Below are 22270 nucleotides of genomic sequence, written 5' to 3'. Positions count from 1 at the left end.
CCCCCGGCAGCAGGCAACGACAATGGGGTGTGCTGGCTGTATTCCTTGTTACTTTCCCTTTCTTCGCGCTGATCGCGGCCGGCTACGGCGCGGCGCGCGCCCGCATCCTGCCGCTGGACGCCATTCCCGGCCTCAACACCTTCGTGCTGTATTTCGCGCTGCCGTGCATGCTGCTGCGCTTCGGGGCCGGCACGCCCATCGGTCAGCTGCTGGACGGCAGCGTCGCACTGGTTTGGGGCATCTGCGCGCTGGCGGTGGTGGCGGGCGTGGTGGCCTTCACGCGGAATGCGCGCGTGGGCTGGAACGACGCCGCCTTCGGCGCGCTGGTGGCCGCGTTCCCGAACACCGGCTTCATGGGCGTGCCGCTGCTGGTGGCCATCCTCGGCGCCCAGGCGGCGGGGCCGATCATCATCACGATCGCGTTCGACCTGGTCGTCACTTCCTCGCTGTGCATCGCGCTATCGCGGCTCGACGGGGCCGGGGAGGCCGGGCGGCACGGTGCCATGCTGGCGGCGCGCAAGGCGCTGCGCGGCATCGTGGTCAACCCGATGCCGTGGTCGATCCTGCTGGGCGTGCTGCTGTCGGCCGCGCGCTGGACGCTGCCGGGCCCCGTCGAGCGGACCGTGGCCATGCTGGCCGACGCGGCCTCGCCGGTGGCGCTCTTCACCATCGGCGCGGTGCTGGCCCGCTCGGCGCTGCTGGCGCGCGAGCACGACGCGAGCGCGGCCGTGGCCGAGGCCATGGGCGCCACCGGCCGCATGCTGGCGGCCAGGGCGCCGTGGAGCGACGTGCTGCCGGTGGTGGCGGTGAAGCTCATCGTGCATCCGCTGCTGGTCTGGGGGCTGGGGCGGGGCGCCATCGCGCTGGGGCTGCCGCTGTCGCACGCGGCACTCGTCGCCATCGTGCTGGTGGCGGCACTGCCGAGCGCGAGCAACGTGTCGATGCTGGCAGAGCGCTTCGGCGCGGACAACGGGCGCATCGCCCGCATCATCCTGTGGACGACGGTGATCGCCTTCCTGAGCTTTCCCCTGGCAGTGAGCGCGCTACGGAGTTAGCACGCCGAGCTTGAACGGATCGGCATCGGCCAGGCGCTCGCACTTCGAGAAGTCGCGGCCCTGCGTGCCGTCGCAGTAGTAGGTGTTGTAGATGCGGCCGAAGAGGGTGGGACTCGCGGTGAAGAGCACGCCGTGGTCGGGCTGCCAGTTGTCCTTGGCGTCCCCCGTTGCAGAAGGCGCCGCGCTGGTCTCGATGGGCTTGGCAACGGCCGAGGTGGGCGTGAATTCGGCCAGCGTCTTGTGGGCCTCGTCGCCGCGCCAGCGCACGGCCAGCTCGGCGGCGGTGGGGCGCTGCGCCACCGGAAGCAGGATGCCGTTGACCTGCGGGCCGTAGCCGAAGCGATGGGTCTTGCCGGCCAGGAAGGCGTAGGCGCAGGCTGCCATGCACTGGCCGCGCACTTCGGTCTGCACGCCGCTCGCGCGGATCGCGTCGGCAAAGGCGCCGGCCGCATCGGCGGTGCCGCCGAAGGAGTCCTCGAAGACCACGGTGTGGACCGTTCCGCTGGTCAGGCGGTCGGTGAATTCCTTGATCGCGCTGCCGTCGAGCATGCCCGACACCACGAGCCGGCTGCCCTGAAGTTCCAGTTCGGCCGCAGCGGCGGGCGGCGCGGCGAGGGCAAGAGCGAGGCCCATGAGGCCCACGAGGCCGGAGGGGCCCGATGCCAGCGAGAGGGACCAACCACGAAGAGACGGCGGTTTCACGGTGACCTACCTTTGCGACCAGTAGCGAGGCAGTTTGGAGTTCGCGATCCGCGGCGGGTTCGCGTCTTTACAGCTTGTGCAGCGCAGCGAGCGCCGTCAACTTATTTTTCACATATTTTCGGTAATCCTGGGCATGCCGTAAGGCATAGCTGTCGGCTACCACTTCAGATGAATGCTTGGGTTTGCAGATGCGCTGCTACAGTGTTCACAAGTCAAAGATGTGAATGGGGCGCGCGATGGCAATTCTGGTTCGCATCCTTCTGTGGCTGGCCTGGCTCTCGGCCGTCGGCTGGTTCTGGCATGCCGGCAAGTTCGGCACCGCCACCGCGATCGCGCTCGCCGCGCTGAGCCTCGTGGTGTTCGCATGGCCGGTGGGCGTCGCGCGGCGCAGGCACGACGAACTGCGCTATGTCGACATGGGCAAGGAGCCGACCGGCTACCACTGAAACCGCGGTCTCAGGGCCTGCGGCCGCCGCCGACGTCAGATGCTGTGCGGATCGACGTCGATCAGCCAGCGGATCACCCCCTTGCCCTCGGGCGTGCGCCGCAGTTCGTGCAGCAGCGGCTGCCATGCCGCAAGCAGCTTCTGCAGCGCGGCGCGCGAGGGGCTCTCGATCAGCATCTGCGCACGCTCCACGTTCGCCACGCGCTGGATCGCCAGCGGCACCGCCGGGTAGCGCGTGACGATGTCGGCGCCCGGCAGCGACTCGGCCTGGTCGGCCGCCGTGTTCAGGAAACCCTGTGCCACCGACTGCTCGCGCGCGTCGGCCCGCAGCAGCGCCTGGAAGGCGAAGGGCGGCATGCCGGCGGCGTGGCGCTCGTCGAGCTGCTGCGCGGCGAATGCGGTGTAGTCGTGCCTGCGCAGCGCCATGAAGAGCGGATGCTGCGCGTGGTGCGTCTGGATCCACATCTCGGCCGTCGCGCCCTGCGCCGCGAGGTACGCGGCGTCGCGGCCCGCGCGGCCGGCCGACTGCATCAGCAGGCTGAAGAGCCGCTCCGGCGCGCGGAAGTCGCTGGAGAACAGCGCGCCGTCGGGGTTCACCGCCGCCACCAGCGTGATGCGGCGGAAGTCGTGGCCCTTGGCGATCATCTGCGTGCCCACCAGCACGTCGACCTCGCCCGCGTGCACGGCGGCGAGCTGCGATTCGAGCGCGCCCTGCTTCTTCGTGCTGTCGGCGTCGATGCGTGCGATGCGCACCGCGCTGCCGTCGGGCCGCTTCACCGATGAGAACAGCTCCGCCAGGTGCTCCTCGAGCCGCTCGGTGCCGCGGCCGACCGGTGCGATGTCGGGATTGCCGCAGGCCGGGCAGGCGCGCGGCACGCGCTCGGTGAAGCCGCAGTGGTGGCAGCGCAGCGTGCGGTCGATCTTGTGGAATACGCGATAGGCGCTGCAGTGCGGGCATTCGCTCTTCCAGCCGCAGTCGCCGCAGGCCAGCACCGGCGCATAGCCGCGTCGGTTGAGGAAGATCATGCTCTGCTCGCCGCGGGCGATGCGCTGGCCGATGGCGTCGAGCAGCGCGCCCGAGATCACCGTCTTCGGCGGCTGCAGGTTCATGTCGACCAGCCGCACGGCGGGCAGCTCGCCCGCGCCGATGCGCGAGGGCATGGCCAGCCGCACGTAGCGACCGCCCGGGTCCTCGCCTTCGGCGGGGCGGCTCTGGTGCCAGCTCTCGAGCGAAGGCGTGGCCGAACCCAGGATCACCTTGGCCTTCTCGCGCTGGCCGCGCCACACGGCGAGGTCGCGTGCGGAATAGCGCGCGCCCTCCTGCTGCTTGTAGCTGGGGTCGTGCTCCTCGTCGACCACGATGAGCCTGAGCGCCGGGATCGACGCGAACACCGCCATGCGCGTGCCCAGCACGATGCGCGCCGCACCGCTGTGCGCGGCCAGCCAGCTCGCCAGGCGCTGCGGGTTGGTCATGCCGCTGTGCAGGGACACCACCGCCTCGTCGCCGAAGCGCGCCTTGAAGCGGGCCTCGAGCTGCGGCGTGAGGTTGATCTCGGGCACCATCACCAGCGCCTGCGCCTCGGGCTCGCGCGCGAGCAGGTCGGCCACGCAGCGCAGGTAGACCTCGGTCTTGCCGCTGCCGGTGCTGCCGGCGAGCAGGAAAGTGCCCGTTCCCTCGTCGATGCGAGCCAGCACGGCCGCCTGCTCCGCGCTCAGCGCCACCGGGTTCGACGACTCGGCCGTCTGCGCGACCGGCCCGGCCGCGCTCTTGCGCTTGAGCCGGCGTGCGAGCTGCGCGGTCGACAGGTCGCGCAGCTGCGGCGGCAGGGCCGCGAGCGCGATTTCGCCGATCGAGCGCTGGTAGTAGCGCGCGGCGAAGGCCACGAGGTCGCGCCAGCCTTCGCCCAGCGGCGCCAGCGCGTCGAGCGCCGCGCCTACCGGCTTGAGCGCCATGTCGGGCTCGGTGCCTTCCAGCGAGACCGGCTCGTTCCAGACCACGCCCAGCACCTCGCGCCTGCCCAGCGGAACGCGCACCAGCGTGCCCGGCGGCAGCGGCTCGGCGCCCGCGTAGCTCAGCAGGTCGCCGAGCGCGGCGTGCGCGGGCGTCTGCACGGCGATGTCGAGCCGCCACGGCAGTGCCGAGGGGGCGCCGTTCGTCGGCTGGTCGCGGTCGTCGAGGGGCAGGCCGGCGGGGGAGATGGGAGATCCTTCTTGGAGCGGTTTGTTAATGAGACTTTGAGCAAGACCACTTAAGTCGTTGATTTTCCAGCGCTTTGGATCCCATCCAGAGTTCCTGTGGATAACTTTGTTGACAAGCAGGCCCGACACGCTGCCAAGCCTTGAAAATCAAGGCTCCGGCTGGATTGCCCGGAAAAAATGCAAAGTTCAAATCCTATACAAATCAACGACTTAGCTTTGCTATCTCTTTGGAAGCAAGGAAGATGGGTAACCCGCGAATCTTGCGCACTGCAGCACGCGTTTTGTGCATAAGTGGGGTTGCATATACCGTTTTTGCGCTTGACAAACGGCTGCGGACGGCTTCTTCCGGGTTGCCGCGACCGCGCCGGCCCGGCACCCGCCGTTAACAATCTCAGGCCCGCATCGCCCGGGACTTCGCGTGCACCGCGGCCACCAGGGCCGCCACGTGCTCGGGTGGTGTGAACTGGCTGATGCCGTGCCCCAGGTTGAAGATGTGGGTCGGGCCCGGAGCCGTGCGGTCGGCGTGCGGCTTGCCGAAGGCTTCGAGCACCTTGGCCACTTCGGCCTCGATCTGCGCGGGCTGCGCGAACAGCACGTTGGGGTCGATGTTGCCCTGCAGGGCCTTGGCCTTGCCGTCGGCGCCTTCGGCGACCTGGCGGCGCGCGGCGGCCAGGTTCACGGTCCAGTCGACGCCCAGCACCTGGCAGTCGAGTTCGCGCATGTCCTGGAGCCAGAGGCCGCCGCCCTTGGTGAACACGATGCGCGGCACCGGCTGGCCGTCGGCCCCGGTGCGCTTGAGGCCGGCCAGCACGCGAGCGGTGTAGGCGAGGCTGAATTCCTGGAACGCGCCGTCTGCCAGCACGCCGCCCCAGCTGTCGAAAATCATCACGGCCTGCGCGCCGGCGTCGATCTGGGCGTTGAGGTAGGCGGCCACCGAGTCGGCATTCACGGCCAGCAGGCGGTGCATGAGGTCGGGACGGCCGTAGAGCATGCTCTTCACCAGGCGGTAGTCGCTGGAGCCGGCGCCTTCCACCATGTAGCAAGCCAGGGTCCACGGGCTGCCCGAGAAGCCGATCAGCGGAACGCGGCCGTTCAGCGCCTTGCGGATCGAGGCCACGGCATCGAACACGTAGCGCAGCTTCTCCATGTCGGGCACTTCGAGCGCCCCCACGGCGGCCTCGTCGCGCACCGGGCGGGCGAAGCGCGGGCCTTCGCCCGCCTCGAACGACAGGCCCAGGCCCATCGCGTCGGGCACGGTCAGGATGTCGGAGAACAGGATGGCCGCGTCCAGCGGATAGCGCTCCAGCGGCTGCAGCGTGACCTCGGTGGCGTAGCCGGTGTTGGTGGCCAGGCCCATGAAGCTGCCCGCCTTGGCACGGGTGGCGACGTACTCCGGCAGGTAGCGGCCGGCCTGGCGCATCAGCCAGACGGGCGTGTGGTCGGTGGCCTGGCGCCAGCAGGCTCGCAGGAAAGTGTCGTTTTGCAGGGGGGCGAAGGGCATCCGGCGATTGTCGCAGGGGTGTGTCCTGGTCTCTCAGGCAACCGGCTTGCCGCCGAACGCGTCCGCCACGAGGCCGATGAGCCACTGCAGGGCCGGATCGGCGTCGTGCGCGGCCGCCCACAGCACGGACACCTCGTAGGCCGGCGTCTCGAAAGGCAGGGGGCTCACCGCCAGCCCGAGCGCGTCGCGCCAGGTGGCGGCGGCGAAGGTGGGCACCGTGGTGATCGCGGGCATCTGCCGCACGATGAAGGGGCTGGTCGCGAAGTTGCGGCTGGAGAAGACGACCTTGCGCGTGTGCCCCTTTTCGCGCAACAGGTCGTCGACGAGGCCGCTGAGGTCGGCGCTGAACGAGGTCAGCAGGTGCGGGTGGCGCAGATACTCGGCGAGCGTGATCTTCCCGCCGCGCAGCTTCACGAGCGTGGGGTTGTAGACGCAGACGAAGTGCCAGCCGAACAAGGCGCGCTGTCGGTGCCAGGCGGCGCAGTCGGTGAACACGCCCGCCGCCAGTTCGATCTCGGCCGCATCGAGCATGGCGGGCGCGTTCGTGCGGTCGGCCTCGCGCGCGATCAGCCTCACGCCCGGCGCCTCCGTGGAGAGCCGCTGCATGAGCCGGGGCATCAGCGCCACTTCGAGCGCATCGCTCAGGCCGATGCGGAACACGCGCTCGGCTTTCGCCGGATCGAACGCGGGCCGCGCATGCAGCGCCTGCTGCAGCGACAGAAGCAGCGGCTCGATGACGCGCGCGAGCTCCAGCGCGCGGGGCGTCGGCGTCATGCCATGCGACGTGCGCACAAACAGCTCGTCGCCCAGCGCGGCGCGCAGGCGCTTGAGCGCGCCGCTCAATGCAGGCTGGCCGATGAACAGGCGCTGCGCCGCGCGCGTGACGCTGCGTTCGTGCAGCAGCGCGTGGAACACCAGCAGCAGGTTCAGGTCGAGCCGCCTGAAATCACTTTCGTTGATGTATTCCATGATTCCAAACGATTTGAATGATAGTGCCGCGCTCCCTAACCTGAGGTCTCTTCCAGCATTCAAAGGAATCGACATGACCCAGAAGGAACAGCAACAGACGGCGGTGGTGGTCGGCGGCTCGTCGGGCGTGGGGCTCGAAACCGTGCGGCGCATGGCGGCGACCGGCGCGCGCGTGATCGCCACGGGACGCGACAACGGCAAGCTGCAGGAGGCGATCGGCGGGCTCGGCGCGAACGTCAGCGGCGCCGCCTTCGACGCCTGCGACCGGCATGCGCTCGATGCCTTCTTCGACAGGACCGGCCCCATCGACCACCTGGTGCTGGCGCTCAGCGGCGGCGAGGGCGCGGGCGAGTTCGCGCAGCTCGACCTGCAGTCGCTGCGCCGCGGCTTCGAGGCCAAGTTCTGGCCGCAGCTCGAGGCCGCCCAGGCCGGCGCACGCGTGCTGCGCAAGGGCGGCAGCCTGACCTTCGTGACGGCGATTTCCGCGCGCAACTCGCTGCCGGGTACGGCGGGGCTGGCGGCGATCAACGGCGCGATCGAGGCCATGGTGGGCAGCCTGGCGCGCGAGTTGAAGCCGAGCCGTGTGAACGCTGTGTCGCCGGGCCTGGTCGACACGCCCTGGTGGGACCGCGTGCCAGCCGCGATGAAGGACGACCTGTTCCGCCAGCAGGTCGAGACGCTGCCCGTCGGCCGCGTGGGCCGGCCGCAGGATGTGGCGCATGCGATCCAGTTCCTGATCGAGAACGGCTACACCACGGGCACCGTCATCGAATGCGACGGAGGGCTGCGGCTGGTGTGAGTCGAAGCGCCTGCAGCACCCGAAAGCGCCTGCGCCGGGACATGCATCGTGCGGGCATCGAAAAGTTTTGTTGAAAAAACGCGGGCGGATACAGAGCGATACGCAGGACCGGGCGAACGGCGGTTCGAGGGGTGACAGTCGGATCCATCGACCTTCCACCACAACCTCCAGCCATCCAGGAAAGCCCCATGACATCGTCGCTCCAACTGCCCCGCAGAACCTTCCTCGCAGCCGCCGCCCTCGGCGCCGCGGCCGCCCAGCTCGCGGCACTCACGCCGGCCTTCGCCCAGGCCGCCGGCGCGTCCCGACGCCTCGAGCCGCTCAAGAGCATCGATGCCGGCACGCTCAACATCGGCTACTACGAAGCGGGCCCGGCCGATGGTGCTCCGGTGATCCTGCTGCATGGCTGGCCCTACGACATCCACATGTTCGTCGACGTGGCGCCCGCGCTCGCGGCGGCGGGCTTCCGCGTCATCGTGCCGTACCTGCGCGGCTACGGCACCACGCGCTTCCTGTCGGCCGACACGCCGCGCAACGGGCAGCAATCGGTGGTGGCCGTGGACATCATCGCGCTGATGGATGCGCTGAAGATCCAGGTCGCCACCGTCGCCGGCTGCGACTGGGGCGCGCGCACCGCCTGCATCATGGCCGCGCTGTGGCCGCAGCGCGTGAAGGCGCTGGTCTCGGTGAGCGGCTACCTCATCGGCAGCCAGGAGGCCGGCAAGGTGCCGCTGCCGCCGCAGGCCGAACTGCAGTGGTGGTACCAGTACTACTTCGCGACCGAGCGCGGCCGCGCCGGCTACGAGAAGAACCGCCACGACTTCGCGAAGCTCATCTGGCAGACGGCGTCGCCCAAGTGGAACTTCGACGCCGCCACCTTCGATCGCAGCGCGGTGGCGCTCGACAACCCCGACCACGTCGCGATCACGGTCCACAACTACCGCTGGCGCCTCGGCCTGGTCGAGGGCGAGGCGAAGTACCAGGCGCTGGAGGACCGGCTTGCCAAGGCCCCGGTGATCGGCGTGCCGACCATCACGCTCGAAGGCGACGCCAACGGCGCGCCGCATCCGGAACCCAGCGCCTATGCGAAGAAGTTCTCGGGGCGCTACGAGCACCGGCTGGTCAGCGGCGGCATCGGCCACAACCTGCCGCAGGAGGCGCCCGAGGCCTTCGCGAAGGCGGTGATCGACGCCGCGCGCGGTTGAGCTGGCAAGGCCCCGAGCGCAGGAACGACGACCATGTGGAACATCCATGAGGCCTACATCGACGGCGCCTTCGTGCCCGTGCAGGGCAGCGAGCGGCTGGAGCTCGTCGACCCGGCCACCGAGCAGCCGATCGGCACCGTGACGCTGGCGAACCGCGACGACGCGAAGCGCGCGATCGAGGCCGCGAGCCGGGCACAGCCGGCGATGGCCGGCTGCACCAGGGCGCAGCGCATCGACATGCTCAGGCGCCTCGAGGCCGCCGTGCTGGCGCGCACCGAGCAGATCTGCGAAGCCACCATCGAGGAATACGGCGGCCCGCTGGCCCGTTCGCGATGGGTCAGCAACTACGCCTCGCAATGCTTCGCCGACACGGCGCGCGTGCTGGAGGGCTACGACTTCGAACGGCGCATGGGCGATGCCGTCGTGCGCATGGAGCCGGTCGGCGTCGCGGGCCTCATCGCGCCATGGAACAGCACCGCCGGAAGCATCTGCAGCAAGCTTGCATCGGCCATCGCCGCGGGCTGCGCGTCGGTGATCAAGCCCAGCGAGTTCAGCCCGCTGCAGGCGCGGGTCGTGACCGAGGCGCTGCACGAGGCGGGCCTGCCGGCGGGCGCCGTCAACGTGCTGCTCGGGCGCGGCGGCGACGTGGGCGACGAGCTCGCCACCCATCCGGCCGTCGCCAAGATCTCCTTCACCGGTTCGACCGCCACCGGCAAGCTCATCGCACGCGCGGGCCTGGACACGCTCAAGCGCGTGAGCCTCGCGCTCTCGGGCAAGTCGGCCACCGTGGTGCTGGACGATGCCGATCTGCCGGCGGTGTTGCCCATGGCGCTGGGCGCGGCCTTCATGAACAACGGCCAGGCCTGCGTGGCCGGCACGCGCCTGCTGATTCCGAATGCGCGGATGGCGCAGGCCATCGAGCTCTTGCGCGCGTCGACCACAGCCATGCGCGTCGGCGACCCGCGCGACCCCGCCACCGCGGTCGGGCCGCTGGCGAGCAAGGCGCAGTTCGAGCGGGTGCAGCGGTTCATCCGCCGCGGGCTCGAGGAGGGCGCGACGCTGGTGGCCGGAGGCGAAGGCCGCCCGGAAGGCTTCGACAAGGGCTGGTTCGTGCGGCCCACCGTGTTCGCGGGCGTGCGCAACGACATGGACATCGCGCGCGAGGAGATCTTCGGGCCGGTGCTCTCGGTGATCGGCTACGACGGCGAGGACGATGCGGTGGAGATCGCGAACGACTCGCCCTACGGCCTGCAGGCCTACGTCTTCTCGTCGCAGCCGCAGCGCGCGCTGCGCGTGGCCTCGCGGCTGCGCGCCGGCACGGTGCTGGTCAACCGCGTCACGCCCGAGCTCAGCGCGCCCTTCGGCGGCGTGAAGCAGTCGGGCATCGGCAGGGAGTTCGGGCTCTTCGGCATGGAGGCTTTCCTGGAGCCGAAGACCGTGGCCGTCGCGCAGTCCGGTTGAGATCGCGCCGCGACGTGGCGCAGGGGCAGCAGGGGGCAGGGGTTATCCTGCCCTCATGCTCCTTACAGACTCCGAGTCCTGCGCATTCGCACCGCAAGCACAGGCGAATGACGGCAAGAGGCCGTTGAAGCGCTGGGCGTGCCTCTGCTTTCTTTTCTTCGTCTTCATCGCGGCCTGCGCATGCCCGGCCTTCGCGCAGTCCAGGACGAGCCCGGTGCCCGTGCCGCCGATGAAGACGCGCGTGGTCGATCTCACGAACACGCTGGGCGCGCAAGAAGCCGATGAGCTGCGCCAGGAGATTTCCGAGCTCGAGAGCAGCACGCAGGCGCAGCTCGCGGTGCTGGTCGTGCCGACAACCGGACAGGAGTCGATCGAGCAATACGCCACGCGCGTGTTCGCGCGCTGGAAGCTGGGCCGCAAGGACGAGAACGACGGCGTGCTGGTGCTCGTCGCGCTGAAGGACCGCAAGATGCGCATCGAGGTGGGCACGGGCCTGGAGGGCGCGATCACCGACATCCAGGCCGCCGCCATCATCGACCGGGAGATGGCGCCGCGCTTTCGCAATGGCGACTACGCGGCCGGCCTGCAGGCGGCGGTGCGTGCGCTCTCGCAGCTGATCGGCGCGCCGGCGGCTGCGCAATCATGGCCCGACACGCTCGCATCGGACACCTCGTCCGCGCCGCTGCCGGTGGATGAGGAAGCCGTGCGCGAGCCGAAGGAATCCGGCGGAGGCCTTACGCCGGAGGGGAAGGCCTTCCTCGGCGTGATGCTGTGGAGCATCGGCGTGGGTGCATGGCATGGACTGGGCGCGGGGCCGCTCGTCCCCACGCGGCGACGCACCTCGCGGCCCCCTGTGCGGGGCAAGCGTTCGGGCAAGCGCGGGCGCCGCCTCCAGCGGCCCGAGCCCTGGGCCGAGGCGCTGCAGGACATCGAGCCCGAAGAGCCGCGCAAGCCGCGCGACTGGCGGCTCGTGCTCGGCCTGGTCGGCGCGGGTCCGCTGGGCGGGGCGGCCCTGCTGCTGAACCCGTTGATGGCGGGCTTCCTGGCCATTCCGGCGCTCTTCCTCTACGGGCTCGGCTATCTGTGCGCGCGCGTGAAGGAGGTGGCCTATGTGCTCGGCGGCATCGCCGCGGTGATCGCCGCCTTGACCTGCATCGGCTTCATGGTCGGCGGCGAGGTGTTCTGGCCGGGCTTCCTGTGGGCGCTGGCGATCGGCGGCGCGGGCCTTCTGGTCACGGTCATCGTCTTCGGCATCCGCAATACCTGGCGCGACGGCAGCGTGCTGGGCTTCGTGGTCCGCTGGGTCGTCGTGCTGGGCGTGGCCGGCGCGGCGGTCGCGATCACCAGGCCCGGGCCCTTCCCCGGCGAGATGTGGATTCCGGTGGCCATCGCGACCGTCGTCGCGCTGCTGTTCATGTTCGTCTTCCCGATCTTCGGCACGGGCTCGGGGGACGGCGACGACGACAGCTCGGACAGCGGCTGGAGCAGTGGCTCGTCGAGCAGTTCTTCGAGCAGCAGCAGTTCGTCGTCGGACAGCTCCTCGTCCGGCGGCGGGGGCTCCAGCAGCGGAGGCGGGGCCTCCGGCAGCTGGTAGCGGCCGGTCAGACCACCGGCACGCGCGTGGCGTCGGCCGCGTCCACCTTGCGGCGGTACAGCACCAGCGTGGCGATCAGGCCGCAGATGGCTGCGCCCGTCATCCACAGGCCCGGAGCGCCCTTGTCGCCGGTCATCTCGATCAGGCCCGTGGCGATGGCCGGCGTGAAGCCGCCGAAGATCGCGGTGGCCAGGCTGTAGGCCAGCGAGAAACCGGCGGTGCGCACGTTGACGGGCATCACCTCGGTGAGCGCGACCACCATCGCGCCGTTGTAGCTGGCGTACAGGAACGACAGCCACAGCTCGACCGCGAGCATGCGCGCGAAGCTCGGCTCGCCGACCAGCCACTTGAGCGCGGGATAGGCGGTGAGGATGGTCAGCACCGTGAAGACGATCAGCAGCGGCTTGCGGCCCACGCGGTCGGACAGCGCGCCCATGATCGGCAGCCAGATGAAGTTGGAGATGGCCACGCACAGCGTGACGATCAGCGCGTCGGTGGTGCTCAGGTGCAGCACGGCCTTGCCGAAGGTGGGCGTGTAGACGGTGATCAGGTAGAACGACACGGTCGTCATCGACACCAGCATCATCCCGGCGATGACGAGGCCCCAGTTGGCGATCATCGAGCGGAAGATCTCGCGCGCGTCGGGGCGGTGCTTGCGCGCCATGAACTCCTCGGTCTCCTGCAGCGAGCGGCGGATGATGAAGAGCACCGGCACGATCAGGCAGCCCACGAAGAAGGGGATGCGCCAGTAGAAATCGCCGATCTCCTGCGGCGTGAAGGTCACGTTGAGCCAGTAGCCGAGCGCGGCCGCCACGACGATGGCCACCTGCTGGCTGGCCGACTGCCAGCTCACGTAGAAGCCCTTGTGGCCCGGCGTGGCCATCTCCGACAGGTACACCGACACTCCGCCGAGCTCCACGCCGGCCGAGAAGCCCTGCAGCAGCCGGCCGACCAGCACCAGCACCGGGGCCGCGAGGCCGATGGTGGCGTACGAGGGCACGCAGGCGATCAGCAGCGTGCCCAGCGCCATCAGCGCCAGCGTGACGATCAGGCCCTGGCGGCGGCCGACGCGGTCGACGTACGCGCCCAGGAAAATCGCGCCCAGGGGCCGCATCAGGAAGCCGGCGCCGAAGGTCATGAAGGTCAGCATCAGCGAGGCGAACTCGTTGCCCGACGGGAAGAAGGCCTTCGAGATCTGCGTGGCGTAGAAGCCGAACAGGAAGAAGTCGAACATCTCCATGAAGTTGCCGCCGGTCACGCGCAGGACGGTGGCGAACTTGGAGGAGGAAGCGGTGGATGCGTGGGCGGCTGTGCCCGATTGCGCGGCGCTGGGCGCAGGATTCATCTAGTTGTCCCCTTGGGCGGTTCTGGCGATGTGTGCGCCCAAGCGTAGGCCGGGCTTCCCGACCGCAACCTGACTGCGCTGGTCAGGTTGCTGTCACCGGCATCGATGTCCCTCAGGCGGGGCGCTGCAGGACCAGGAAGCTCCAGCGCACGTCGGCGCGCCCGAGCATGTCCTCGCGCTGCGCGAGGAAGCGCGGCAGCAGCCCGTGACGGCCGGCGAGTTCGGCCGTTTCCTCGGCCGAGACCTCGAACATGCGCCGTCCCTCGGGCACCGGGCCGTGGCGCAGCGACATCGCGACCTGGCCGCCTTCGGCCACCAGCCCCGCGAGAGCCTGCATCGCTGCGGCGCGCTCGGCGGCGTCCAGGTGCATCCAGACGGCGGTCAGCAGGACCAGGTCGTGGCGAGTGCCCAGCTTCAGGGTGCGGTGCAGGCCGGGCAGGTGGTCGTCGATCCACTCGATGGGCAATTCGGCATGGCGGCGCATGCCCTCGGCGCGCAGCTGTGCCGTGGGCTCGACCGCCACCACCCGGTGCCCCCGCGCGGCCAGCGCCGCGGCATCGCGCCCGGAGCCCGCGCCGATGTCGAGCACGCGCGCCGGTGCGGCAGGGAACAGGTGCAGCACCTCGCGGTGCACGTCTTCGAAGCGCAGGCTCTCGTACTGCTGCGCCAGCGCTGCGGCATTGGCACCGTAGCCGGCCGTGCCCCGGATCTCGCTCATCCCGGCGGCGTCAGGCCTTGTACTTGATCGAGCAGCCGTACGGCCGCGTGATGGCCGCCGAGATCGGCCTGCCTCCGAAGGCCTCGCCCAGGGCCTGGTTCACGTAGTTGGTCGCGGTCTTGATGTCGTCCGCCCGCGCCGAGGCGATGCTGTCGATGCCGCCCGCGTAAACCAGCACGCCCTTGGGGTCGATGATGAAGATGTGCGGCGTTGTGCGCGCGCCGTAGACCTGGCCGATGACGCCGTCCTCGTCCATCAGTACGGCGGTGGGCGCGGCCTTCTGAGACTTCATCCAGGCGTCCAGCGCCTCGGGCTTGAGGTAGTCGGTGGCGGCGCGCTCGGTGGAATTGATGGCCAGCCACACCACGCCCTTGTCGGTGGCGGCCTTCTGCGTGGCGGGCATGTTGCCGCTGCCGTAGTGCTTGCGCACGAAGGGGCAGCCGGGGTTGGTCCACTCGAGCACCACGAACTTGCCCGCGAAATCGGACAGCTTGTGCTTGGCGCCGGTGGTGTCGACCGCGACGAAATCGGGCGCCTGCTGGCCCACCGTGGGCGCCGCGGCGGCGTTGTTGCCCATCAGGAAGGTGGCGCCGAGCGCCACTGCGGCGGCGACGACGGCACGGCGGGAGGCCCGGCTCAGGGCGGCGCGGGCATTGCGCGCGGCACGGAAGGAACGCGAGTCGGCGGTTGGCGAGAGAGACATGGCCAGCTTGAACTCCAAAACAAAATTCCAAACAACAACTGCAGCTTAGAACGGTTTCTTCAAGTGCTTGTGACAACCCATGTCACGCCGGTGGTCAAAGCGCGGCGATGGCGGCGCGGACCTCGTCCTTGCCCAGTATCTCCGTCAGCACGACCGGCGGCTTGCCCGGCGCCTGCAGCACGTACACCGGCACGCCGCTGCGGCCCAGCGCGGTGAGCGCGGCGGTGATGGCCGGGTCGCGGCGGGTCCAGTCGGCGCGCAGCATCGCGACCTTCTTGGCGTCGAAGTCGGCCAGCACCTTCTCGTCGGACAGGGTGCTCTTCTTGTTGTACTGGCAGGTCACGCACCAGGCGGCGGTGAAGTCGATGAACACCGGCCGGCCCTCGCCCGACAGCTGCGCCACGCGCTCGGCGGACCAGGGCTGCCAGCGCTGGCCGGCGCCGTCCTTCGTGGCGGCCGATGCCAGCTTCGCGGGCTCCACCACCTGCAGCACGTTGCGGCCGATGGCGGCGGTGAGCACGGCGGTGAAGGCGATCAGCACGCCGGCGATCACCATCCGCGTGCGCCCGCGCAGCGTGAGCGCCCAGACGATCGCGGCCATGCACACCAGCAGCGCCAGCAGCGTGCCCGCGCCGTCGATGCCGCTTTGCTGGCCCAGCACCCACACCAGCCACGCCACGGTGGCGAACATCGGGAAGGCGAGCAGGCGGCGCAGCGTGCCCATCCACGGCCCCGGCTTGGGCAGCAGGTAGGCCACGGCGGGCACGAAGCCGGCCACGAGGTACGGCAGCGCCAGCCCGAAGCCCAGCGCCGCGAAAAGCAGCAGCGCCTGGGCGGCCGGCAGTCCGATGGCGAAGCCCAGCGATGCGCCCATGAACGGCGCGGAGCAGGGCGATGCGATGACCACCGCGAGCACGCCCGAGAGGAAGTCGTTGGCCAGCGGATGCTTGGCCTGCGCGCTGCACACCGAAGAGGGCGCGGCGCGGCCGAACTCGAACACGCCTGCGAGGTTCAGCCCGATCAGCGTGAACAGTGCCGCCAGCGCCGCCACCACGCCCGGCGACTGCAGCTGGAAGCCCCAGCCCAGCCCGGCGCCCGCCGCACGCAGCGCGAGCATGCCGCCGCCGAGCGCGAGGAAGGACAGCATCACGCCGCCCGTGTAGGCCAGCCCGGCCTTGCGGTGCGCGCTGGCGTTGCCGGCCTGCCGCGCGAAGCCCAGCACCTTGATCGCGAGGATCGGGAACACGCAGGGCATCAGGTTCAGCAGCAGGCCGCCGAGCAGGGCGCCCAGCAGCGCGGCCATGAAAGTGGTGGTGGAGGGGGCGGGCAGGTCGCCGGCCTTCGTTGCCGCGGCATTCGCGGCGTTGGCCGCGAGCGCCGCCTGCAGCGCCGGAGACACCTCGGCAGCGCGCGATGCGGCGGCCGAGGGCCACGCGCCCGAGACGGGCGCCTCGGCGCGCCACGCCACCGGCTGGCCGGGCTGGCGGTCGGACTCGGGCAGCGTCACCACCACCGGCATGACGGTGGGGCTGGCGCTGCGCTGGTCGGCCAGCGGCACGGTGGCGGTCCAGGTGTCGCCCTGCCAGGACTGGGTCCAGTCCTTGCCGGAGACGGCGGCGGTGCGGATCACCTCGGGGGTCTCGGGGAAGAACTCCAGCGTCTTGCCCTGCGCGGCGGCCGGCAGGCCCTCGAGCCGCACCTTCAGGCTGTGGCCGTCGACCTCCACGGCGCCGGGCTTGGCCAGCGGCTGGGGGGCGGCGCCCAGGGCGGCATCGAACTCGGCCTTGTGCAGCGCGGTCGAGCCCTGCAGCGGCAGGGACAGCGTGAAGGTGCCCTCCTCGGGAATGCATTCCTTGCGGCAGACCAGCCAGGAGGCCTTGAGCTGGATGTCCATCGCCGGCGTGCCGCCCAGCGCCACCGGCGGCTTGTAGAGCGTGGAAACCTCCAGCGGCACCGGCAGCAGCACGGTGTTCTCGTAGCCGTAGTTGGCGAGGCTGCCGACCGGGATCTTCTTCGGCGCCGGCCACGCGATCTCGCCGGTCGAGACGCCTGCCGGCAGCGTCCACGTCATCTCGGTGGGCAGGCCGGAGTCGCCCGCGTTCTTCCAGTAGGTGTGCCACTCGGGCTGGTGCGCGATCTGCAGGCCGACCCAGACAGGGGCGCCGGGCGTCACGCCGTCGGGGGCGTGGGCGACGAGTTCGGCGCGCACATGGGGGGTGGTGACCACCGCGCCCGGCTTCGACGCCAGTTCGGATGTCGATTGCGCCACGGCCGGCATGCTGGCTGCGGCTGTTGCTATCAGAAGCGTAGCGAATTGGATGCGCGGGAAGATCATGCCGTCAGTCGGAGCAATCGGTGGGGGCGAAGTTCCGGGGCCTCGTCAGCCTGCCGTGGCGGCTTGCGGACCCCAGCCCAGCACCACGCGGCGGCTGCTGGCGCTCTTCTTCTCTATCTTGGTGACCACCACCGCCCCGATCTCGGCGGTGTTTGCAACATGCGTGCCGCCGCAGGGCTGGAAGTCGATCGCCGTCCCGCCCTCGCCCGATCCGCCGATGCGGATGGTGCGCACCGTGCCCGTGCCGCGCGGCGGCTGCACGCTCATGCTCTTGACCAGCGCGGGGTTGGCGTCGAGCTCCTCGTCGGTGATGGCGCCCACCGTCAGCGGATGGGCCGCCTCGACCAGCCGGGCCAGGCCCGCGGTCAGCGCGTCCTTGTCCAGCGGATCGGTCATGTGGAAGTCGATGCGTGCGTAGTCGGGCGTGATGGAGCAGCCGTTCACCGGGACCGGCACCAGGTGGCAGAGCAGGTGCGAGGCGGTGTGGAAGCGCATCAGCCGATGGCGGCGCCCCCAGTCGATGCGGGCGGCGACAGCGTCGCCTGGCTTCAGCGCGGCCAGCAGTTCGTCCTGCCCCGGGGCCGGCACGTGGATGAATTCGTCGGTCGGCTTGCCTTCCGCATCCTTGGCCTTGCGGGTGTCGGCGATGACGATTTCTCGCCCGCCGGCCATGGCCAGCACGCCGCTGTCTCCGGCCTGTCCGCCGCCCAGCGGATAGAACACCGTGCGGTCCAGCACGATGCCGGTGTCGTCGATTCGCACGATGCGGGCGTCGCAGCTGCGCAGGTAGGCGTCGGCGCGGAACAGGTCGTCGGTCATCCGGCGATGGTAGCGGCGATGCGCCGATGAGGTGCGCCCACGCCAGAAAGCGCCCACGGCCGACACTGCCCGGTGCACCCGCCTGGGGAAGATGTGCCGCACGCGGCACGTCGCCGCACACGGACCGCAGACGACCGCAGCGCAAAGGAACACGCATGGAACGACAGCAGCAAGCACCCACCCGCATCGCGCCTTCGTGGCCCGCAGCCACCGCCGCGGCACTCGCCGCAGCGCTGCTCGTCGCCGGCTGCGGCGAGGCGGCCAAGCTCGCGCCCGAGCTGACCACCGGCCCCCGCCCGCAGCTGGTCGAGCCGAACAAGACGCTGATTCCCACCGTCAACGTCGCGCCGGCCATCGGCTGGACCGACACCGCCGCGCCCGTCCCTGCCGAGGGCCTGAAGGTGACGGCGCTGGCGCGCGGCCTCGACCATCCGCGCTGGGTCTACACGCTGCCCAACGGCGACATCCTCGTGGCCGAGAGCAACAAGCCGCCCAAGCCCGCCGATAGCAACGACGGCGGCAGCGGTCCCATCGCCAAGATCCGCAACTGGGTCATGGGCAAGGTCATGGGCCGCGCCGGCGCGGGCGTGCCCAGCGCCAACCGCATCACCCTGCTGCGCGACGCCGACGGCGACGGCGTCGCCGAGGTGAAGCAGGTGTTCATGACCGACCTGCGCTCGCCCTACGGCATGGTGCTGGTGGGCGGCGAACTCTTCGTCGCCAACGCCGATGCGCTGGTGAAGGTGCCCTACACCGAGGGCCAGACCTCCATCACCGCCAGCCCGACGCTGGTGACGCAGCTGCCCGCCGGCATCAACCACCACTGGACCAAGAACGTCATCGCCAACGCCGACGGCAGCAAGCTCTACGTGACGGTCGGCTCCAACAGCAACATCGGCGAGAACGGCCTGCCGGCCGAGGAGGGCCGCGCCGCCATCTGGGAGGTCGACACCAAGAGCGGCGAGAAGCGCCTCTTCGCCAGCGGCCTGCGCAACCCCAACGGCATGGGTTGGGAGCCCGAGACCCAGGTGCTGTGGACCGTGGTGAACGAACGCGACGAGATCGGCAGCGACCTCGTGCCCGACTACCTCACCTCGGTGAAGGACGGCGCCTTCTACGGCTGGCCATGGAGTTACTACGGCGGCGTGGTCGACGTGCGCGTGCAGCCGCAGAACCCGCAGATGGTCGCCAAGGCCATCGCGCCCGACTACGCGCTCGGCTCGCACGTCGCGCCGCTGGGCATGGCCTTCTCGCGTCCGGGCGGCATGCCCGAGCAGTTCGCCAGCGGCGTCTTCATCGGCGAGCACGGCTCATGGAACCGCAAGCCCAAGTCGGGCTACAAGGTGGTGTTCGTGCCCTTCATCGGCGGCAAGCCCAGCGGGCCGCCCATCGACGTGCTGACGGGCTTCCTCAGCGCCGACGAGAAGGCCCACGGCCGCCCCGTGGGCGTGGCGCTCGACAAGAGCGGCGCGCTGATCGTGGCGGACGACGTGGGCAACACCGTGTGGCGGGTGTCGAAGGCGCGGTAGCCGTCGTCCTTCCTGCCTCAGCGCTGCGGCCGGGCGATGCGGTAGAGCCGGTGCCGGCGCAGCGCATGCCCCTCGGGCACCAGCGGGTGGTCGAAGGCGCCATCGATGTCTTCCTTCATGCCGATGCGCTGCATCACCGCGGCCGAGCGCGTGTTGTTCCATGCGGTGAAGGCGACGATCTCCTGCAACCCGAGTTGCTCGAAGCCCACCTGCAGCGCGGCGCGCGCCGCCTCGCTCGCGTAGCCATGGCCCCACCACCTGCGCGCGAAGCGCCAGCCGATCTCCACGCACGGTGAGAAGGGCAGCTCGGCCGCCGGCGAGTTGAGCCCGGTGAAGCCCATGAACTCGCCCGACTCCCTGTGCTCCACCGCCCAGAAGCCCCAGCCGCTCTCTGCGATGCGCGAGCGTGTGCGCGCCACCGCCGCATCGCTGTCGGCGCGCGTGGGCAGCGGCAGCAGGAACTCCATCACCAGCGGGTCGCACGCGAGCTCGAAGAAGGGGGCCAGGTCGCTGTCGCGCCATTGGCGCAGGCGCAGGCGGGTCGTGTCGGTTTCGATGATGTCTCTGGTCATGCGGCCGATTGTGTTCGACCAGCACGCTAGGCCCGCCGCGGCGGCAGGCTCTCTCTCCATCGCGCCTGCCTGCCGCGTGCCTTGACTCAGAACCCGGCCAGCACCACCTTGCCCTGCGCCTTGCCGCTCTCGATGAGCGCGTGGGCGCGGCGCAGGTTCGCGGCGTTGATGGTGCCGAAGCTCGCGTTCGCCGTGGTGCGGATGCGGCCCGCGTCGACCAGCGCCGCCACCTCGGCCAGCAGCGCGCCCTGCTCGGCGATGTCGGGCGTCTCGAAGCGCGAGCGCGCGAACATCATCTCCCAGTGCAGCGAGATGCACTTGGTCTTCAGCGGCATCGCGTCGAGCATCTTCATGTCGTCGATCACCGCGAGCTGGCCCTGGGGCTTGAGGCTTTCGATGATCTGCGCGTAGTGCTGGTCGGTCTGCGTGAGGCTGGCGACCATGTCGACCTCGCCGATGCCCGCGGCCTTCAGTTCGGCGGCCAGCGGCCTGGAGTGGTCGATGACCGCATGCGCGCCCAGTTCCAGGCACCAGGCGCGCGTCTCGGCGCGCGAGGCGGTGGCGATCACGCGCAGCTTCGTCAGCTGGCGCGCGAGCTGGATGAGGATGGAGCCCACGCCGCCGGCACCACCGGTGACCAGCAGCGTCTGGCCTTCGCCGCCGCCCTTGGGCACGCGCAGGCGGTCGAACAGCAGCTCGTAGGCGGTGATGGTGGTCAGCGGCAGCGCGGCGGCCTGCGAGTCGTCGAGGCTCTTGGGCGCGAGCGCCGCGATGCGCTCGTCCACCGCGTGCAGCTCGGCATTGGTGCCGGGACGGATGATCGAGCCCGAGTAGTACACGCGGTCGCCGACCTTGAAGTTCTTCACCTGGGCGCCGACGGCCTCGACCGTGCCCACGGCGTCCCAGCCCAGCACCTTGGCCTGGCCGGCGTCGGGAGCGGCGTTCTTCCGGACCTTGGTGTCCACGGGATTGACCGACACCGCCTTCACGCGCACCAGCAGGTCGCGCGCGCCGGGCACGGGGGTTGGCAGCTCGATGTCCTGCAGCGACTCGGGGTTGTCGATGGGAAGGGGCTGGTAGTAGCCGATGGCTTTCATGGGAGGACCTTTCAGTGACGATGACTGAACTGTAGGATCGCAAGGCCGATTTGATAAGTAGGCCGAAATCAGCAACAGTTTCAAATGAAGATTGAAAATATCTCCGACCTGCAGGTGCTGGTGCACACCGCGCGCGCCGGTACGCTCACCGCGGCGGCGCATGCGCTGGGCATCACGCCGGCGGCCGCGAGCGCCACGCTCAAGCGGCTGGAGGCGCAGCTCGGGGCGCGGCTGTTCGAGCGGTCGACGCGGGCGATGCGCCTCACGCCGCAGGGGCAGACGCTGCTCGACTACGCGGTGCGGGCGTTCGAGCTGCTGGACGAGGGGGAGTCGCTGGTCACGGCCGATCGCGGCGAGCTGGTCGGCACCCTGCGCGTGGCTTCGCCCTCGGACCTGACGCGCAGCACGCTGCTGCCGTGGTTCGACGAGTTCCTGGCGCTGCATCCGGGCGTGCAGCTGTCGCTCTCGGTGGGAGATCGGCCGCTGGACGTGATGCGCGACGAGGTCGACGTGGCGCTGCGTTACGGCGCGCTGGCCGATTCGCGGCTGGTGGCGCGCGCCTTCGCGCTGACCAATCCGCTGCTGACGGCTTCACCCGACTACCTGCGGCGGCATCCGGCGCCCCGGGTGCCGCAGGACCTGATGCATCACAACTGCCTGATCTTCAATCGGTCGGGGCGGCGGCACCGGCTGTGGCGGTTTGCGCAGAACGGGCAGTGGACGGAAGTGCGGGTGAATGGGAACCGCAGCGTGGACGATGCCTCGCTGGCGCGGGAGTGGACTGTGGCGGGGTATGGGATTTCTCTGAAGTCTGCGCTGGATGTGCGCAATGACATTCGGGAAGGGCGGTTGGTGCAGCTGTTGGCGGATTGGGAGACTGAGCCTTATCCGTTGCATGCCTTGTTGCCTAGTGGGAGGTTTGTGCCGGCTCGGGTTCGGGCGTTTGTCGAATTTCTTGCCGTGAAGTTCGAGGGGTTGTTGGGGGCGGGGTGAGGTTGTTTCCCGGGGCCGGGACTCGCCCCGGCGGGCGACCTGCTTTCTTTTGCTTCGCCAAAAGAAAGTAGGCAAAGAAAAGGCGACCCCGCTGTCTGCGACCCTTCGCTTCGCTGCGGGCAACCTGCGGTGCTCGCGTTTCGCGGGGTCTCGCCCAAACTCGCTTCGCTCAGACAAGGGCGAGCCCTGATCCGCGAAACGCTGCGCTCCTCGGCGCAGCCAGAGGGGA

At 70.0% G+C, this 22270-nt stretch carries 19 protein-coding genes; 8 read left to right on the top strand and 11 right to left on the bottom strand.

Annotation, left to right across the window (positions count from 1 at the left end):
• Positions 1–29 precede the first annotated feature (29 nt).
• The gene (locus G369_RS0132775; RefSeq protein WP_019658305.1) at positions 30–1055 is read left to right on the top strand and encodes an AEC family transporter; all 1026 of its coding nucleotides are present in this window, start codon (positions 30–32) and stop codon (positions 1053–1055) included.
• Here the strand turns inward: G369_RS0132775 and G369_RS0132770 are convergent.
• Complete coding sequence (locus tag G369_RS0132770; protein ID WP_157773849.1) at positions 1044–1757, bottom strand: hypothetical protein; 714 nt, start codon at positions 1755–1757, stop codon at positions 1044–1046. The two genes, G369_RS0132775 and G369_RS0132770, sit on opposite strands and share 12 nt — an antisense overlap.
• A gap of 236 nt (positions 1758–1993) precedes the next feature.
• Between G369_RS0132770 and G369_RS0132765 the strand changes: the two genes are divergently transcribed.
• Positions 1994–2203, top strand: a complete 210-nt coding sequence (locus G369_RS0132765) for a hypothetical protein (RefSeq protein WP_026346831.1) — start codon at positions 1994–1996, stop codon at positions 2201–2203.
• Positions 2204–2238: 35 nt separating this feature from the next.
• Here G369_RS0132765 and G369_RS0132760 read toward each other — a convergent pair whose 3' ends face one another.
• The 3 genes from G369_RS0132760 to G369_RS0132750 form a co-directional block, all read right to left on the bottom strand.
• On the bottom strand, positions 2239–4338 hold the full coding sequence (locus tag G369_RS0132760) for a primosomal protein N' (protein ID WP_208604422.1): 2100 nt from the start codon (positions 4336–4338) through the stop codon (positions 2239–2241).
• 454 nt (positions 4339–4792) lie between these two features.
• Positions 4793–5902: a uroporphyrinogen decarboxylase gene (gene hemE / locus G369_RS0132755; RefSeq protein WP_019658300.1), complete on the bottom strand. Its 1110-nt coding sequence runs from the start codon at positions 5900–5902 to the stop codon at positions 4793–4795.
• Positions 5903–5935: 33 nt separating this feature from the next.
• Complete coding sequence (locus tag G369_RS0132750; RefSeq protein ID WP_019658299.1) at positions 5936–6871, bottom strand: LysR family transcriptional regulator; 936 nt, start codon at positions 6869–6871, stop codon at positions 5936–5938.
• 73 nt (positions 6872–6944) lie between these two features.
• On the opposite strand from G369_RS0132750, the gene G369_RS0132745 reads away from it, so the two are divergent.
• From G369_RS0132745 to G369_RS37280, 4 genes are all read left to right on the top strand, one after another.
• Positions 6945–7670: an SDR family oxidoreductase gene (locus tag G369_RS0132745; RefSeq protein ID WP_019658298.1), complete on the top strand. Its 726-nt coding sequence runs from the start codon at positions 6945–6947 to the stop codon at positions 7668–7670.
• Positions 7671–7858: 188 nt separating this feature from the next.
• A complete protein-coding gene (locus tag G369_RS0132740; RefSeq protein WP_019658297.1) occupies positions 7859–8875 on the top strand; it encodes an alpha/beta fold hydrolase in 1017 nt (338 codons plus the stop codon).
• A gap of 33 nt (positions 8876–8908) precedes the next feature.
• The gene (locus G369_RS0132735) at positions 8909–10336 is read left to right on the top strand and encodes an aldehyde dehydrogenase family protein (RefSeq protein ID WP_019658296.1); all 1428 of its coding nucleotides are present in this window, start codon (positions 8909–8911) and stop codon (positions 10334–10336) included.
• A 124-nt stretch (positions 10337–10460) separates the two neighbouring features.
• Positions 10461–11930 (top strand): TPM domain-containing protein, encoded by a 1470-nt coding sequence (locus G369_RS37280; protein WP_051127685.1) that lies wholly within the window; start codon positions 10461–10463, stop codon positions 11928–11930.
• 7 nt (positions 11931–11937) lie between these two features.
• Here the strand turns inward: G369_RS37280 and G369_RS0132725 are convergent, their stop codons facing one another.
• The 5 genes from G369_RS0132725 to G369_RS0132705 all read right to left on the bottom strand — a co-directional run bounded on the left by G369_RS0132725 (position 11938) and on the right by G369_RS0132705 (position 17850).
• Complete coding sequence (locus G369_RS0132725; RefSeq protein WP_019658295.1) at positions 11938–13275, bottom strand: MFS transporter; 1338 nt, start codon at positions 13273–13275, stop codon at positions 11938–11940.
• A 112-nt stretch (positions 13276–13387) separates the two neighbouring features.
• Positions 13388–13993: a class I SAM-dependent methyltransferase gene (locus tag G369_RS0132720; protein WP_019658294.1), complete on the bottom strand. Its 606-nt coding sequence runs from the start codon at positions 13991–13993 to the stop codon at positions 13388–13390.
• A gap of 10 nt (positions 13994–14003) precedes the next feature.
• A complete protein-coding gene (locus G369_RS0132715; RefSeq protein ID WP_208604421.1) occupies positions 14004–14696 on the bottom strand; it encodes a thioredoxin family protein in 693 nt (230 codons plus the stop codon).
• A 94-nt stretch (positions 14697–14790) separates the two neighbouring features.
• Positions 14791–17031 (bottom strand): protein-disulfide reductase DsbD family protein, encoded by a 2241-nt coding sequence (locus G369_RS0132710; protein ID WP_019658292.1) that lies wholly within the window; start codon positions 17029–17031, stop codon positions 14791–14793.
• 45 nt (positions 17032–17076) lie between these two features.
• Positions 17077–17850, bottom strand: a complete 774-nt coding sequence (locus G369_RS0132705) for an alanyl-tRNA editing protein (RefSeq protein WP_019658291.1) — start codon at positions 17848–17850, stop codon at positions 17077–17079.
• Positions 17851–18005: 155 nt separating this feature from the next.
• Between G369_RS0132705 and G369_RS0132700 the strand changes: the two genes are divergently transcribed.
• Positions 18006–19379, top strand: coding sequence for a PQQ-dependent sugar dehydrogenase (locus G369_RS0132700; RefSeq protein ID WP_019658290.1), 1374 nt, complete (start codon positions 18006–18008; stop codon positions 19377–19379).
• Between the two features lie 17 nt (positions 19380–19396).
• On the opposite strand, the gene G369_RS0132695 is transcribed toward G369_RS0132700, so the two are convergent.
• Complete coding sequence (locus tag G369_RS0132695; RefSeq protein WP_019658289.1) at positions 19397–19951, bottom strand: GNAT family N-acetyltransferase; 555 nt, start codon at positions 19949–19951, stop codon at positions 19397–19399.
• 86 nt (positions 19952–20037) lie between these two features.
• On the bottom strand, positions 20038–21048 hold the full coding sequence (locus G369_RS0132690; protein ID WP_019658288.1) for a zinc-binding alcohol dehydrogenase family protein: 1011 nt from the start codon (positions 21046–21048) through the stop codon (positions 20038–20040).
• Between the two features lie 84 nt (positions 21049–21132).
• Between G369_RS0132690 and G369_RS0132685 the strand changes: the two genes are divergently transcribed.
• Positions 21133–22041: a LysR family transcriptional regulator gene (locus tag G369_RS0132685; protein ID WP_019658287.1), complete on the top strand. Its 909-nt coding sequence runs from the start codon at positions 21133–21135 to the stop codon at positions 22039–22041.
• Positions 22042–22270: the final 229 nt, after the last annotated feature.

The organism is Variovorax atrisoli 110B (assembly GCF_000382045.1).
Taxonomy (GTDB): Bacteria; Pseudomonadota; Gammaproteobacteria; order Burkholderiales; family Burkholderiaceae_C; genus Variovorax; species Variovorax atrisoli.
This window is presented reverse-complemented; position numbering and strand designations above follow the sequence as displayed.